This window comes from uncultured Roseobacter sp. (assembly GCF_947491795.1).
In the GTDB taxonomy this organism is placed as follows: domain Bacteria; phylum Pseudomonadota; class Alphaproteobacteria; order Rhodobacterales; family Rhodobacteraceae; genus Roseobacter.
This window is the reverse complement of the sequence record NZ_CANLKW010000001.1, coordinates 1,071,441-1,085,082: the sequence shown is the minus strand read 5'-3', so window position 1 is coordinate 1,085,082 and position 13,642 is coordinate 1,071,441. Positions and strand designations below refer to the sequence as shown.

Annotated in this window: 12 protein-coding genes; 10 read left to right on the top strand and 2 right to left on the bottom strand. The window is 59.7% G+C overall.

From position 1 onward, the window contains the following. The first annotated feature begins 25 nt into the window (after positions 1-25). From Q1A34_RS05345 to ribD, 8 genes are all read left to right on the top strand, one after another. On the top strand, positions 26-331 hold the full coding sequence (locus Q1A34_RS05345) for a hypothetical protein (protein WP_300031755.1): 306 nt from the start codon (positions 26-28) through the stop codon (positions 329-331). A gap of 105 nt (positions 332-436) precedes the next feature. Beyond that, positions 437-2,389 carry a DNA primase gene (gene dnaG, locus Q1A34_RS05340; protein WP_300031753.1) on the top strand — a complete coding sequence of 651 codons (1,953 nt, stop codon included), beginning with the start codon at positions 437-439 and terminating at the stop codon, positions 2,387-2,389. 120 nt (positions 2,390-2,509) lie between these two features. Beyond that, positions 2,510-4,492: an RNA polymerase sigma factor RpoD gene (gene rpoD / locus Q1A34_RS05335; protein ID WP_300031751.1), complete on the top strand. Its 1,983-nt coding sequence runs from the start codon at positions 2,510-2,512 to the stop codon at positions 4,490-4,492. Between the two features lie 710 nt (positions 4,493-5,202). Next, positions 5,203-5,487, top strand: coding sequence for an HlyU family transcriptional regulator (locus tag Q1A34_RS05330; protein ID WP_300031749.1), 285 nt, complete (start codon positions 5,203-5,205; stop codon positions 5,485-5,487). A gap of 110 nt (positions 5,488-5,597) precedes the next feature. Then, on the top strand, positions 5,598-6,011 hold the full coding sequence (locus Q1A34_RS05325; RefSeq protein WP_300031747.1) for a hypothetical protein: 414 nt from the start codon (positions 5,598-5,600) through the stop codon (positions 6,009-6,011). A 36-nt stretch (positions 6,012-6,047) separates the two neighbouring features. Then, complete coding sequence (locus Q1A34_RS05320; RefSeq protein ID WP_300031745.1) at positions 6,048-6,464, top strand: secondary thiamine-phosphate synthase enzyme YjbQ; 417 nt, start codon at positions 6,048-6,050, stop codon at positions 6,462-6,464. A gap of 127 nt (positions 6,465-6,591) precedes the next feature. Beyond that, entirely contained in the window at positions 6,592-7,059 is a 468-nt protein-coding gene (nrdR, locus tag Q1A34_RS05315) for a transcriptional regulator NrdR (protein ID WP_169639892.1), read from the top strand. Beyond that, on the top strand, positions 7,056-8,153 hold the full coding sequence (gene ribD, locus Q1A34_RS05310) for a bifunctional diaminohydroxyphosphoribosylaminopyrimidine deaminase/5-amino-6-(5-phosphoribosylamino)uracil reductase RibD (protein ID WP_300031743.1): 1,098 nt from the start codon (positions 7,056-7,058) through the stop codon (positions 8,151-8,153). Before nrdR ends, ribD begins: the two co-directional genes overlap by 4 nt. Positions 8,154-8,165: 12 nt before the next feature. Here ribD and Q1A34_RS05305 read toward each other — a convergent pair whose 3' ends face one another. Continuing rightward, positions 8,166-10,181, bottom strand: a complete 2,016-nt coding sequence (locus Q1A34_RS05305; protein WP_300031741.1) for a capsular polysaccharide biosynthesis protein — start codon at positions 10,179-10,181, stop codon at positions 8,166-8,168. 8 nt (positions 10,182-10,189) lie between these two features. Then, positions 10,190-11,323 carry a polysaccharide biosynthesis/export family protein gene (locus Q1A34_RS05300; RefSeq protein ID WP_300031739.1) on the bottom strand — a complete coding sequence of 378 codons (1,134 nt, stop codon included), beginning with the start codon at positions 11,321-11,323 and terminating at the stop codon, positions 10,190-10,192. Between the two features lie 527 nt (positions 11,324-11,850). Here Q1A34_RS05300 and Q1A34_RS05295 point away from each other — a divergent pair. Together Q1A34_RS05295 and ribB are read left to right on the top strand one after the other, a co-directional pair. Continuing rightward, the gene (locus tag Q1A34_RS05295; protein WP_300031737.1) at positions 11,851-12,444 is read left to right on the top strand and encodes a riboflavin synthase; all 594 of its coding nucleotides are present in this window, start codon (positions 11,851-11,853) and stop codon (positions 12,442-12,444) included. 72 nt (positions 12,445-12,516) lie between these two features. Next, on the top strand, positions 12,517-13,641 hold the full coding sequence (gene ribB, locus Q1A34_RS05290; RefSeq protein WP_300031735.1) for a 3,4-dihydroxy-2-butanone-4-phosphate synthase: 1,125 nt from the start codon (positions 12,517-12,519) through the stop codon (positions 13,639-13,641). Position 13,642 lies beyond the last annotated feature (1 nt).

Sequence of the window (13,642 nt, the reverse complement as noted above, 5' to 3'; positions counted from 1 at the left end):
TGTCGCAAATCACCGGAGGTTTTCCATGTTGCGTATCGTTTTGCCCGTTGCCCTGACACTTGGCGCTTTGCCCGCGCTGGCGCAGTCAGAAAAAGAAATCAGCTGCGGACATCAGGCTGATGTGGTGGAAGCAATCAAAGAAGCCCGTCTGGATGGTGTGAAAGAACGCAGACTGTCATCGGTCTTGTCCGAGAACGCGACATGGCCGGAGAAATACAATAATATCATACCACTGCTCGCACCGGCGGTTTACGAAAAGAAACGCAAAGACCTCAAAGCGGAAGACCTCAAAGGCTGGTGGTATGCGGAGTGTCTGAAACTGGGGCAGTGAAACAGCCTGCCTGGTACGGTCGCAGTCGGGATATCCGCCCGGATCGGTGCTGGCGACTATGCTGTTCGGCTGGACTCTCTGCGGCCCTGACCCGATAATCGCCGCATGAGCCTGCCCCCCGGATTCCTGGATGAACTGCGCACCCGGTCCAGCCTGTCACAGGTTGTAGGCCGCAAGGTTATCTGGGACGCGCGCAAATCCAATCAGGGCAAAGGTGATATGTGGGCGCCGTGCCCCTTTCACCAGGAAAAATCTGCCTCTTTTCATGTCGATGACCGCAAGGGGTTTTACTACTGTTTTGGCTGTCACGCGAAAGGCGACGCCATTTCCTTTGTGCGTGAGACGGAGAACGTGGGCTTTATGGAGGCCGTGGAAATCCTTGCGCGCGAGGCGGGTATGCCGATGCCCGAGCGGGACCCCCAGGCGCAGCAGAAAGCAGACAGGCGGACACAGCTGGCAGAGGTGATGGAGCTGGCGGTCAGGTTTTTCCGCCTGCAGCTGAACACCGGTGCGGCTTCTGACGCGCGGGCCTACCTGGAAAAGCGCGGCCTGACCAGTAACGCCCTGGAGCGGTGGGAGATCGGTTTTGCACCGGATCAGTGGCAGGGTCTGTGGGATCATCTCAAAGAAAAAAACGTTGAGGATGATCTGATCCTGGGTGCAGGTCTTGCCAAGCCCTCCAGCAAAGGCGGCAAACCCTATGATACCTTCCGGGGTCGGATTATTTTTCCGATCCGGGATGCCCGGGGCCGGGCGATTGCCTTTGGCGGACGGGCAATGGACCCCAATGACAACGCCAAATATCTGAATTCGCCCGAGACAGAGCTTTTCGACAAGGGCCGCAGTCTGTTTAACCAGGGGCCCGCAAGGACGGCGGCGGGTAAGGGGCAGCAACTGATCGTGGCCGAAGGATACATGGACGTGATCGCGCTGGCTTCGGCCGGTTTCGAGGCGGCGGTGGCGCCCCTGGGCACGGCGATCACCGAAAACCAGCTGCAGATGCTGTGGCGCATTGCGCCGGAGCCGGTCATCGCGCTCGACGGGGATACCGCCGGTTTGCGCGCGGCGATGCGCCTGATCGACCTCGCACTGCCTTTGCTGGAGGCCGGAAAATCACTGCGTTTCGCTCTGATGCCGGACGGGCAGGACCCGGACGATCTTTTGCGCGCACAGGGAGCGCCGGCGCTTCAGAAGCTTCTTGATGGTGCCGTTCCTATGGTGCAGCTGCTCTGGCAACGTGAAACTGAAGGGCGCGTTTTCGACAGCCCGGAGCGCAAGGCCGGACTGGACAAAGCACTGCGCGAGCGGATCATGCTGATCAAAGACCCGTCCATCCGCAGCCATTACGGGCAGGAAATCAAGGACCTGCGCTGGCAGTTGTTCCGCCCGCACCGGGGTCATGCGAAAAGCGGCTCAAAGGCGCGTGGGAACTGGCAGCAGCCAGCACATGCCCTGCCCACAACGCGGGCTTCTGTTCTTGCAACGGCGCAGGGAGAAGCTGCAACAGAACAGTTACGCGAGGCGATCATCCTCGCGGTTCTGACGACCTGCCCGGATATTGTCGTTGAGTTTGAAGGCGGTATTGAGCAGATGCGCTGTTCCGATCCGTTTCACGGCGCACTGCGGGACGTCCTGTTGCGTATGGCGGGGCAACCGCCCGAGGCCTGCAGGGCCGCGCTGGAAGACACTGTCGGCGCCGCCGCCCTTGAAAACCTGTTGTCACAGCGCCATGTGTCCGTGGTGCCATCGATCCGAACGCCGGGGGATGCTGACAAAGCGCGGATGACAGTCGCCGAAGAGCTGGCCAAGCTTCACAGTGCCCGTGGTCTGGATGCGGAAATCAGCGAAGCCGCTGAGGATCTGACGGGAGAGGCGGACGAAGGCCTGACCTGGCGCTTGTCGGAGGCCGCCCGTGCGGCGGATGTTGCCAGACGCAGCGGTCAGGAAGACAGAGCGGAATACGAAGTGGGTGACAACGGAATGCGAATCAGTCGGGATGAACGCAGCGCATTCGACGCCCTGTTGCGTACAATACAGAAGCAAAAAACGCACGATTAACCATATTTGAACCCGGAAAAGGCACAAATTCCGGGGTATCGGGTGGAAGATTCCCCCAAAACACGAGATGATTCTCGAGTGATTCGGCACAACGAATCGATTCGGATGCAGGAGCTTTGAATGGCCGCTAAAGACACCAGTGAAGACGCTAAACCCGATGATCAGGAGTCGGGCCATTCTCTGGATATGAGCCAGGCCGCCGTCAAAAAGATGATCGGCGAAGCCCGCGAAAAAGGCTATATCACATACGACCAGCTGAACACGGTGCTGCCACCGGATCAGGTGAGTTCCGAGCAGATTGAAGACGTGATGTCTATGCTGTCTGAGATGGGCATCAATATCATCGAGGACGAAGACGCCGAGGAAGAGGAAGCCAAGGGCTCCACCGAGCTGACCACGACCGAAGGCGCGCGCGAAGTCGCTGTATCTTCGGGCACTTCAGAGAAACTGGACCGCACGGATGATCCCGTCCGCATGTATCTGCGCGAAATGGGTTCGGTTGAGCTTCTGAGCCGCGAGGGCGAGATTGCCATCGCCAAGCGGATCGAGGCCGGCCGGAATACCATGATTGCCGGGCTCTGCGAGAGCCCGCTGACTTTCCAGGCGATCACGATCTGGCGCGACGAACTTCTTTCCGAGGAAATCCTGCTGCGTGACGTGATCGATCTTGAGGCCACCTTTGGCAACCAGATGGACGAAGAGGGCGAAGTTGATGAGCCTGTCGTCGCCGCAGACGGCAGCTCGGCCAAGAAAGAGGACGAGGGGCCGGAGCTTGACGCAGATGGCAACCCCATAGCCCAGGACGACGATGACGATGAGGACGAACAGGCCAACATGAGCCTGGCGGCCATGGAGGCGGCACTCAAACCTCAGGTGCTGGAAGCGCTGGACATCATCGCGGATGACTACGTCAAACTCAGCGAGATGCAGGACAGCCGGATTTCGGCAACTCTGAACGAGGATGGCACCTTCTCCACCACAGACGAGGAGCTTTACCAGAAACTCCGCTCCGAGATTGTTCTGCTGGTCAACGAACTGCACCTGCACAACAACCGTATCGAGGCACTGATCGACCAGCTTTACGGGATCAACCGCCGGATCATGCAGATCGATTCCGCGATCGTGAAACTTGCGGATCAGGCGCGGATCAACCGCCGTGAATTCATAGATGAATATCGCGGCTATGAGCTTGATCCGAACTGGATGGAGCGGATGGCCGAAAAGTCCGGCCGCGGCTGGCAGATGTTCATCGAACGCTCCACCGACAAGGTCGAGGAGTTGCGCGCGGATATGGCGCAGGTCGGCCAGTATGTTGGTCTTGATATCTCGGAATTCCGTCGCATCGTTCAACAGGTGCAAAAGGGCGAGAAAGAAGCACGTCAGGCCAAGAAAGAAATGGTCGAGGCGAACCTGCGTCTGGTGATTTCAATCGCCAAGAAATATACGAACCGCGGCCTGCAGTTCCTTGATCTCATTCAGGAAGGCAACATCGGCCTGATGAAGGCGGTGGACAAATTTGAGTACCGTCGCGGGTACAAATTCTCGACCTATGCCACATGGTGGATACGTCAGGCGATCACGCGCTCCATCGCGGATCAGGCGCGTACGATCCGTATCCCGGTGCACATGATCGAAACGATCAACAAACTCGTCCGGACCGGTCGCCAGATGCTGCACGAAATCGGCCGCGAGCCGACGCCCGAAGAGCTGGCCGAAAAGCTGCAGATGCCGCTTGAGAAGGTCCGCAAGGTGATGAAAATCGCCAAGGAGCCGATCTCGCTCGAGACGCCGATTGGTGACGAGGAAGACAGCCAGCTGGGCGATTTCATCGAGGACAAGAATGCAGTGCTGCCGCTGGACAGCGCCATTCAGGAAAACCTCAAGGAAACCACGACCCGCGTTCTGGCATCACTCACGCCGCGCGAAGAACGTGTGCTGCGCATGCGTTTCGGTATCGGCATGAACACCGACCACACGCTCGAAGAGGTGGGTCAGCAGTTCAGCGTGACGCGCGAACGTATCCGTCAGATCGAAGCGAAAGCATTGCGCAAGCTAAAGCATCCCAGCCGGTCGCGTAAATTGCGGAGTTTCCTGGACCAGTAGCCAGGCACCAACACGCCGCCCTGTTCCGGGCGTATGGTTCAAACTGTCAGCGCTGTTTCCGTTGACAGCAGTCCCCATATCACTCGCGTCCTTCGTACTTGTGCATCACTTTCCGGTGGTTCGCTACATTGCGAGCTCAGAATGGTTTGAGGCGACCCGTATCCTTTTCGGCTTTGTGTTGTTGGCGGTAACTTACGCCGAGGTCTGGGTTGTTTGGTGGGACACCAAACGCCTGGATGCCATTGTGCACGCGCAAAGGGCGCGACGTGGCAAAAAAGGTGCTTTGCTGACTTTTCAGATAAGCCGTTCAAGCGGCTCGCAATGCTTCTGTTTGCGCCGGAGACGTTGTGGTGGTTCTATGCTTCCATAGCTTTTACCTGGCTGCCAATGGTATCTCTGGTTATAACGAGCGAACCTGTAGAGTATAAATTCGTGGTCAGAGAACTGAGGACGCCGTCACGCGGCCCGGACAAATTGATGTTTGAAGATCATCACCGGACATATGGTGGTATTCCACGTCCCGATGAATTTCTTGTCCCGAGCCCACAACGAGGCGACATGGTTCGCCTGATCGGAAAAGGTAACCGCTGGGGTATGTTCTACACAGACATGGAGTTGGTCAGATAGGAGTGACGGCGCTCTGCGCGATCCTGCTTTTCCCGGCATTCGGCGCGCGCTAGGGTATCAGAAACGGGAACAGGGGAGCACCTATGTCATTTCTCAAGAAACTCTTCGGCGGCGGCGGGGGCGGGGGCGACAAAGCACCTGATGCAGAAGTCGTAACCTACAAAGATTTCCGCATCACGCCAACGCCGATTGCCGAAGGGAACACCTTTCGTATCTCGGCCACCATCGAGAAAGATACTGACGGCGAGACGCGCAGCCACAGCCTGATCCGCGCGGACACGCTGCAGGGTCGTGAGGCGGCGGAGGAAGCGTCGGTCAGCAAAGCGAAACAGGTCATCGACGAACAGGGCGACCGGATTTTCCGGTGACCCGGTTGCGCAGACACAATTGATCAGCAAATCGTCACCCGGCGCGATTTTGCTCTCTGACGGACCGGCGCTAGTATTTCCACCAGAACGCAATTCTGACAGGAGCCGTTATGCGTAGTATCTTTTTCACCTGTGCCCTGGCGGTTGCGGCAGGCCCGCTCGCCGCTCAGCCTTACCTTGCCAAAAACCGGCTTGTCGTAAATCCGCTCTCTGGCCAGACGTTCGAAGTTATTGAAAGCCGCGGCGCGGGGGCGACGGATATCTGGTGTGCGGCGGCAGACTATACCCGACGGGCTGGCCTCGATGGCGCGCGCAAGCGCCTTTTTGTGCTCAGCCCGCTCGGTCCGTCCAAAACACAAGCCGGCGCGAAGGCTGTCGCCTACACCCTGGCGCCGGATGAGCGCCTGTTGAACACCGCGCCGTCTTATTCGGTTTCGGTGCGCCGCGAGGGCGAGAACCTGTCGGTTGGTCATGCCTATAAATTCTGCGATGTCTTTATTGATGATCTGCTGGACAGGTTCTGACCTGCAGCCGTACCGGGACGCAAAAAACCGATGCATGTGATCACCATTCGTACAGACGGCCCCGGGCTTTACGAATTCACAGATCAGCTGCATGGCCTTGTTGCAGGTCGTGGCGACGGTGTCGCGGTTATCATGGTGCGCCACACATCGGCTTCTCTGCTGATACAGGAGAACGCCGATCCGGATGTGGTGCTGGACCTGCGCGCCTTTTTTGACCGCCTGGTGCCACCGTCGGATGATCCCTCCATGGGGTATCTGCGCCATACTCTTGAAGGGCCGGACGACATGCCCGCGCATATCAAAGCCGCGATGATGCCTGTCAGCCTGTCAGTTCCTGTTGCGGGCGGGCGTCTGACACTGGGCACATGGCAGGGGGTGTACCTCTTCGAGCACCGTAAGGCCCCGCACCGCCGTGAGGTCGTCGTTCAGTTTCTGAGCGCCGGCGGCGGCTGATGATTGCCACCAGATAGGGCGGCTGCATTTCTCCTCTACCCAAAACCTAGCCGGTGGCCTATAAGTATCCGCAAGTGGGGCGGCGATCCCACAAAAGAGGCAGAGAACTGGAGAAGGGGGACGGCCCATGCGCTGCCCGTTTTGCGGAAACATTGACACCCAGGTAAAAGACAGCCGACCGGCGGAGGACCATGTGTCCATCCGCAGACGCCGTTTTTGCCCGGCCTGCGGCGGCCGGTTTACCACTTACGAGCGGGTACAGTTGCGCGATCTTGTCGTGATAAAATCCAATGGCAAGCGCGAGGATTTCGACCGCGACAAGCTGGAACGGTCGATCCGGATATCCATGCAGAAACGCCCCATTGATCCCGAACGCATCGACCAGATGATTTCCGGCATCGTGCGGCGGCTCGAAAGCATGGGCGAGACGGACATCAACTCCAAACAGATCGGCGAGATTGTGATGGAGGCTCTGGCACGGATCGACACCGTTGCCTATGTGCGGTTTGCTAGTGTTTATAAGAACTTCCAGGCCGCTGATGACTTTGACAAATTTGTAAGTGAGCTGCGGCCCGACGTGCCGCCTGAGGAGTGAGCGCAGACCGCCGCTTTATGGCGCTGGCGCTCAGTCTTGGCCGGCGCGGGCTTGGACGGGTCTGGCCCAATCCGGCTGTGGGCTGTGTGATTGTCCGCGAAGGTCGGATTGTCGGACGCGGGTGGACGCAGCCCGGTGGTCGCCCGCACGCAGAAACGACAGCCCTTGAACAGGCCGGTTCTGCTGTGCGTGGTGCAGATGTCTATGTGACGCTGGAGCCCTGCGCGCATCACGGTAAAACGCCCCCCTGTGCTCAGGCTTTAATCGATGCCGGGGTCCGCCGCGTCGTCTGTGCCACCGGTGATCCCGACCCCCGGGTTGCCGGGCGGGGCCTTGCCATGCTGCGCGAGGCCGGCGTGACCGTTGAAACAGGTATGATGGAGGCGCAGGCGCGCGAAGCCAACGCCGGTTTCTTTTCCCGTATCGAACTGGACCGACCGTTTCTGACGCTGAAGCTGGCCAGCAGCTTTGACGGACGCATTGCGACCGGAACGGGCGAAAGTAAGTGGATTACCGGGGTGCCCGCGCGCCGCCTGGTGCACGCGATGCGCGCGCGCCATGATGCGGTCATGGTTGGCGGCGGAACCGCGCGCAAAGATGATCCGTCACTCACCGTTCGGGATCTGGGCACGACCTGGCAACCGGTCCGTGTGGTGATCAGCAGACGGCTGGATCTGCCGCTGATGAGTACGCTTGCGCGAACAGCGAAAGATGTTCCTGTACTGCTCTGCCATGGCCGGGATGCGGATGCAGGCCTCCAGCAGACGTGGCACGATCTGGGCGCAACTCTGCTTCCTTGCGCCGCCATTGGTGCCCAGCTGGACCCTGTGGATGTTCTCAGGCAACTGGCCGGTCACGGGCTGACACGTGTGTTCTGCGAGGGTGGCAGCGCGCTCGCCGCCTCGCTCACTGAAGCGGACCTGGTGGACGAGCTCGCCGTGTTCACGGCGGGTCTTGGTATCGGTGCCGAGGGGCTGCCTTCTGTCGGCGCGCTCGGTCTGGGCAGGCTCGATCAGGCCAACCGGTACAGGCTGAAGTCATGCCGGCAGGTGGGCGGTGACGTTCTGAATATCTGGCGCAGGCCACGGACATAACCGCGTCGTTGATCAGCGCCCGCGATTGGCCCGGATTGCAAACAGCCCCTGCAGTTTCGCGAGCAGTCGGTTCAGTCTGCTGCGTGGCAGGCCGGATGCCTCACTCAGACGCATGATTGCGGTTTCGACCGGGCAGGGCAAGCCCGTCACCGGGTCCGTGTACCGCGGGTAGTCGATCAGTGCGGCATGTACCAGCCCGGTCAGCGACGGGGTTGCGCGGCGGCGCGGCGGCACATCACCTGTGTCTGTCGTCAGCCCCCAGCCTGCGTAAAAGGGCGCTCCCGTCGTGGTGACCGGCATGCCGTGGATCAGTGCCTCAAATCCGGTCAGCGAGGTCATCGCCCAGACCTCGTCGACCTTTTCCAGCAGGTCCGAGACCTCGGTATCCGGCAGAACAACATCTGCCAGACCTTCAGGGATACCGCCGTGAAGCAGCCCGGCGCTCACATCAGAATGGGGTTGGTAAATCACGATGGCATCCGGGCGCGCGGCACGCGCCCGCTCCAGCAGTGCGATGTCGTCTGCCACAAAACCGCCCGCAGCCTGTAACGAGACGTCTTCCCGGACCTGGCCTGGCACGAGTATCAGATGACCCTCTGGCAATTCGGGTGTTCGACCAGTTGTAGTGTGTTTTGTCAGACCCTCTTGCCGGATCGTCCGGATCAGGGCCTGTGCGCGTTTTTCCTGATCAGGGCGCAGATCTGCCCGGGCTGCAATAAGCTGTTCGAGGCGGCCGGGCGTGCCGGGGTCATTGTAATCGCCCGTCTGGTCCACAACGAGCGAGAGCGCAGGCACCTGCTCGGCTCCCGGACCACTTGATCGCAGAAAACCGTCCGTGACCCGTGCGGCGTCCCGGTGTCCCAGCGTTGCTTTGCCCGACCAGACCATCCAGGGCCGTCCGGTTGCCCGGGCGCGCCCGGGATCATCCTCGAATAAAACAGGCGCGCAGGCCCCGAACGCCTGCTGCAGGTGTGCGCGTTTCGACATCGGTATCTCTGATGCGACCCAGCCAAGGTGATCCTCGCGCCAGGCGCGCGCCTGAGCGGCCATAATCTCAATCGCCTCTGATCCGCTGCACAGGCTGTCTGTGAACGGGCTGTACCATTTGGGATAGATCAGCACAGCGCCCGCGAAAAGCTGTGCACGGGTCAGTCTGCGCTGACGGCGCTGAACGGGAAACTCGTCATCCGTCAGGCCCCACCCGGCATAAAAGGGCTGTCCGAACACACGCGGCCTGTGACCCGAAAAAATGGCCTCGAAACCAGCCTGAGAGGACACCGTGTAGACGCCAATAGCGCCTTCAAACAGGCTCTGGTTGCTGATGCGGTCGGTCAGGAACCGGACATTCTCAGAGGCGTCCTGTGGCTCAAAGTAGCCGTCCCGAAACCCCTGAACTGTTTCGGGGTGGCTTTTGATCAGGATCGGTGCCGCGGGATGCTCTTCGCGGGCGATAAAAAGCATTTCCAGAAAACGGTTCCGGTCAGCGCCGCAGGCAGTAACTGATGCGTCGTCCCGGGGCTGATCGATGACCAGTACATAGCCGGGAGCAGGGGCCGGTACATCAGTCAGAGTAGCGCTGTATTTCCCCAAACGCGCCTCGTTCAGACGCGCAATGCCGCCACGCGCCTCATCCAGCAGAGCGGTATCGTCCAATGGATGCCCGGACAGGATCGCTTCAAGGTCCGACGGAACAGACGGGTCGTAATGCACGCCTCCGGTATCGAGTGTCAGCCCCAGCGGAGGCTCGCCCGCAGGGGCGGGATGCAAAGAGCGCAGGAAAGCGTCCTCGACCCGGATCACTGATGCATCGTGGCGATTTGCAAGTCCTTCGTCGCGATGTGTTGCCGGGCTGTTACCCCACACAGCTACCGCGTCGTCATCACCGGGTGGGCCTATGCTTACGTCGTAGCCCGAGAGCTCCAGAATGCGTTTTACGCGCGGCTGGTTCGGAAAACCGCCGCTGGAAACGCAAAGCCGCCGGGCGCTTCCGTGCCCGGCGGCTGTTTCTGAAGAAGGCGTTTCGCCCATAGCTGCGATCAGTTGGCCAGCTGATCAACACTGGCCAGCGGGCTGACCAGAGAGCCGAAGATCCCGGAGATGGTTTTATTCCATTGTGCCAGCGGAGCTTCGGTCACGTAGAGCGTATCTCCGTCACGGATCACAAAGTCCCGCGCCCGGAACAGCCCGTTGGGCTGCGTCAGATCCAGAACGTAGATCATCCGCTGTGCGCCGATCAGGTCATCACGGCCAAGTACTTCTGCGGCGATCACATCTGGCTCATTGCGGAACACAAACACACCGGTTGCATCCGACGAGCTGGCAACCAGGCCACCGACCTGCGCAATCGCCTCAAGCGCTGAAAGGTTCTGGGATTCAAAAGAAACACGCGCCTGTGTTCCTGTCGCACCAAGCGACGTAAAGGACCGGGTGTCTTCCTCGACAAGAATTCTGTCCCCGCTGCGCAATGCGATGTCGAGCTCGGGGAAACTGTACAGGTCCTGGAACCAGATGCGGCCCGTTTCATGTCCGCGCAAGACGGTGATCTGTGCAATCTCAGGTTCGATCGTCACGCCGCCGGCGCGGGCCAGCATGGTCGACAATGTACGGGTGGGACGTTCAATCGCATAGACCCCCTGACCACCGACAGCACCGACAAGCGAAACAGTCGAGCCGTCACCTGCCATTCTGCGCACTTCGACCTGCGGATCAGGCGTCTGCTCTTCGAGGCGCTCAGTGATGATGCGTCGGATAGCTTCGGGCGAATTGCCAGCGGCTCGGATGCGCCCCGCATAGGGAACAAAGATGAAGCCCGCGCCGTCGACCTGAACGGTTTCGAGCAGTGTCGCGTTTTGTGTTTCACCGGCCAGCAGGCCGTCGTCTACATTTTCCCAGATTGTCAGACCCAGAACGTCACCGGGCCGGATCGTGTCTGACCCCATCACACCCGCGTTCTGAAAACCGTCTGAAAATCCAAGGGCCGGAACCACTGCTGTGGCGCGTGTCACCCGGTCATTCACCTCGACGACGAATGCATCGCCTTCCTGCTGAACAGATCCGCTGAAGATCTGGCGTTTGTTTGGTCCGGTTTTGGGAAGTCCGCACGACGAAATGACGGCCAATGCCGCAATTACAGCGATGGGGCGCGCCCATCGGTTGCCGAAAGGTATCACTGCTCGGTCTCCTCGACCTGTTTTATTCTGCCTCGTACCACCGGTATTTTCCGGCGTTATTGCTGTAGGAGTAGCCCCTAAACCCGGGAAAAAGCAAGAGTTTCGGGCGCTGGGTGTTTGTGCACGCGCCGCGACTGTTGCGAATGGGCCGCGGTTTGTGCAGGTTTCTGAGCGCGGGGGCTGTCTTTTGCCTGCAGTTTTTCGGGTATGTCCGGGCCGCCTGTGGCTATGGCATGTATCCGGGTGGTTGTGATCAGAAAATGCAATCGACGTCGTTTTTTCCCTCCCACAAGAGTGGGGCACATGTCTGCCCCGCTTGCGTCGCTGTTGTCAGAAAATGGCCATGTGGGCGCTGTGTCAGGTGAAAAACAGCGCGGTTCAGGCCAATCGCCGGGCACGCAGAAACGGTTTGCCGGTGGGATCAGTGTGGGCGACCCTGCGCCTTGCCCGCGGTGTCTGACGGCCGTGGGGCTTGTCAGTGACACAGCGCACCGCTAGGTCAGACGGGGATAAACCAGAGGTCCGCTATGTTTACCGGAATCATCACCGATATCGGCACAGTCACGCAAACCCGCCAGGAAGGCGATCTGCGCGCCCGCATTCAAACCGCCTATGACACGGCAGGTATCGATATGGGTGCTTCCATTGCATCGGACGGCGTCTGCCTGACCGTTGTCGCCCTGGGGCCTGACTGGTACGAAGTGCAGATCAGTGCCGAAACTGTCAGCAAGACAAACCTCAGCACCTGGTCTGCGGGCAAGCGGGTGAACCTGGAGCGCGCACTGCGTGTTGGCGATGAGCTTGGCGGCCATATCGTGTCCGGCCATGTTGACGGTGTGGCAGAGGTCGTCTCCGTCAGTGAAGAAGGTGACAGTACCCGTGTTGTCCTGCGTGCCCCCGCTGATCTGGCAAAATTCATCGCTCCAAAGGGATCAGTTGCCCTGAATGGCACGTCGCTGACGGTCAATGCGGTGGACGGGTGTGATTTTGGTATCAATTTTATCCCGCACACAAAGGTGGCGACGACCTGGGGCGATGTGAAGGTTGGCGATCAGGTCAATCTGGAGATCGATACGCTGGCCCGTTACGTTGCGCGCCTTTCGGAAATGCACAGCAGCTGAGCGCGCGGGCGTCTGGTCAACCAGCAATGGCTGGTCTAAAGCCATGATCAGGACATCAGAGGCCAGAGATACATGAGTTTTGAAACCCCGGGACCCGTAGAGCAGACACTGCGCGACAGTATCTCTCCGATCCAGGAGATCATTAAGGATGCGCGTCAGGGACGGATGTTCATTCTGGTTGACCACGAAGACCGTGAAAATGAAGGCGATCTTGTGATCCCCGCGCAATTCGCCGATGCCGCAGCCATCAACTTTATGGCGCTTCACGGGCGGGGGCTGATCTGTCTGCCAATGGAGGCTGCGCGCATCGATACGCTCGGTCTGCCGATGATGGCCGTCAATAACTCCTCGCGGCACGAGACTGCTTTCACTGTGTCTATCGAAGCCCGGGAAGGCGTAAGCACAGGTATTTCCGCCCCCGATCGCGCGCTGACTGTTGCGACAGCCATAGATGAAACCAAAGGCCAGGCGGATATTGCAACGCCTGGTCATGTGTTTCCGCTGCGCGCACGCGATGGTGGCGTTCTCATGCGCGCGGGCCACACAGAGGCTGCCGTGGACATCAGCCGCCTTGCGGGTTTGCACCCCTCCGGCGTCATCTGCGAGATCATGAAGGCCGATGGCGAAATGGCGCGTTTGCCGGATCTGGTTGAGTTTGCACAGCAGCATGGCATGAAAATCGGGACGATCAGCGATCTGATTGCCTATCGTCTCAAACACGACAACCTGCTGCAGCAGCGGGACAGCCGCATGGTGACATCTGCCTTTGGTGGCGAATGGCACATGCGGGTTTTCGCCGACAAGATCACCGGTACGGACCACGTCATGCTGTCCAAAGGCGATATCACGACGGACGAGCCGGTTCTGGTCCGAACCCATGCTCTGAACGCGCTGGAAGATATCTTGGGTCTGGGCCCGGGTCCGGCTGATGAATTGCCACGGGCCATGAAGATTATCGCCAGGGAGGGCAGGGGGGCAGTGCTGCTGTTCCGCGAGCCGCACCCGCGGCTGCGTCTGGATGAGGATGATGACGATGCTCCGCGTACCATCAAGCGAACGGGCGTCGGAGCACAGATCATGTCGACCATGGGTCTGACCGATCTGGTTCTGCTGACAGACAGCCCGCAAACGAAATATACAGGTCTTGAGGCCTATAACCTGCGCATTGTGGGCACCCGCCCCATCTCCGAGGACTGAT

What these genes read in the sequence shown, in the direction of transcription:
- Q1A34_RS05345 (WP_300031755.1), top strand. Translation starts at nt 26, where the DNA reads ATGTTGCGTATCGTTTTGCCCGTTGCCCTGACACTTGGCGCTTTGCCC.
- dnaG (WP_300031753.1), top strand. Translation starts at nt 437, where the DNA reads ATGAGCCTGCCCCCCGGATTCCTGGATGAACTGCGCACCCGGTCCAGC.
- rpoD (WP_300031751.1), top strand. Translation starts at nt 2,510, where the DNA reads ATGGCCGCTAAAGACACCAGTGAAGACGCTAAACCCGATGATCAGGAG.
- Q1A34_RS05330 (WP_300031749.1), top strand. Translation starts at nt 5,203, where the DNA reads ATGTCATTTCTCAAGAAACTCTTCGGCGGCGGCGGGGGCGGGGGCGAC.
- Q1A34_RS05325 (WP_300031747.1), top strand. Translation starts at nt 5,598, where the DNA reads ATGCGTAGTATCTTTTTCACCTGTGCCCTGGCGGTTGCGGCAGGCCCG.
- nrdR (WP_169639892.1), top strand. Translation starts at nt 6,592, where the DNA reads ATGCGCTGCCCGTTTTGCGGAAACATTGACACCCAGGTAAAAGACAGC.
- Q1A34_RS05305 (WP_300031741.1), bottom strand. Translation starts at nt 10,181, where the DNA reads ATGGGCGAAACGCCTTCTTCAGAAACAGCCGCCGGGCACGGAAGCGCC.
- Q1A34_RS05295 (WP_300031737.1), top strand. Translation starts at nt 11,851, where the DNA reads ATGTTTACCGGAATCATCACCGATATCGGCACAGTCACGCAAACCCGC.
- ribB (WP_300031735.1), top strand. Translation starts at nt 12,517, where the DNA reads ATGAGTTTTGAAACCCCGGGACCCGTAGAGCAGACACTGCGCGACAGT.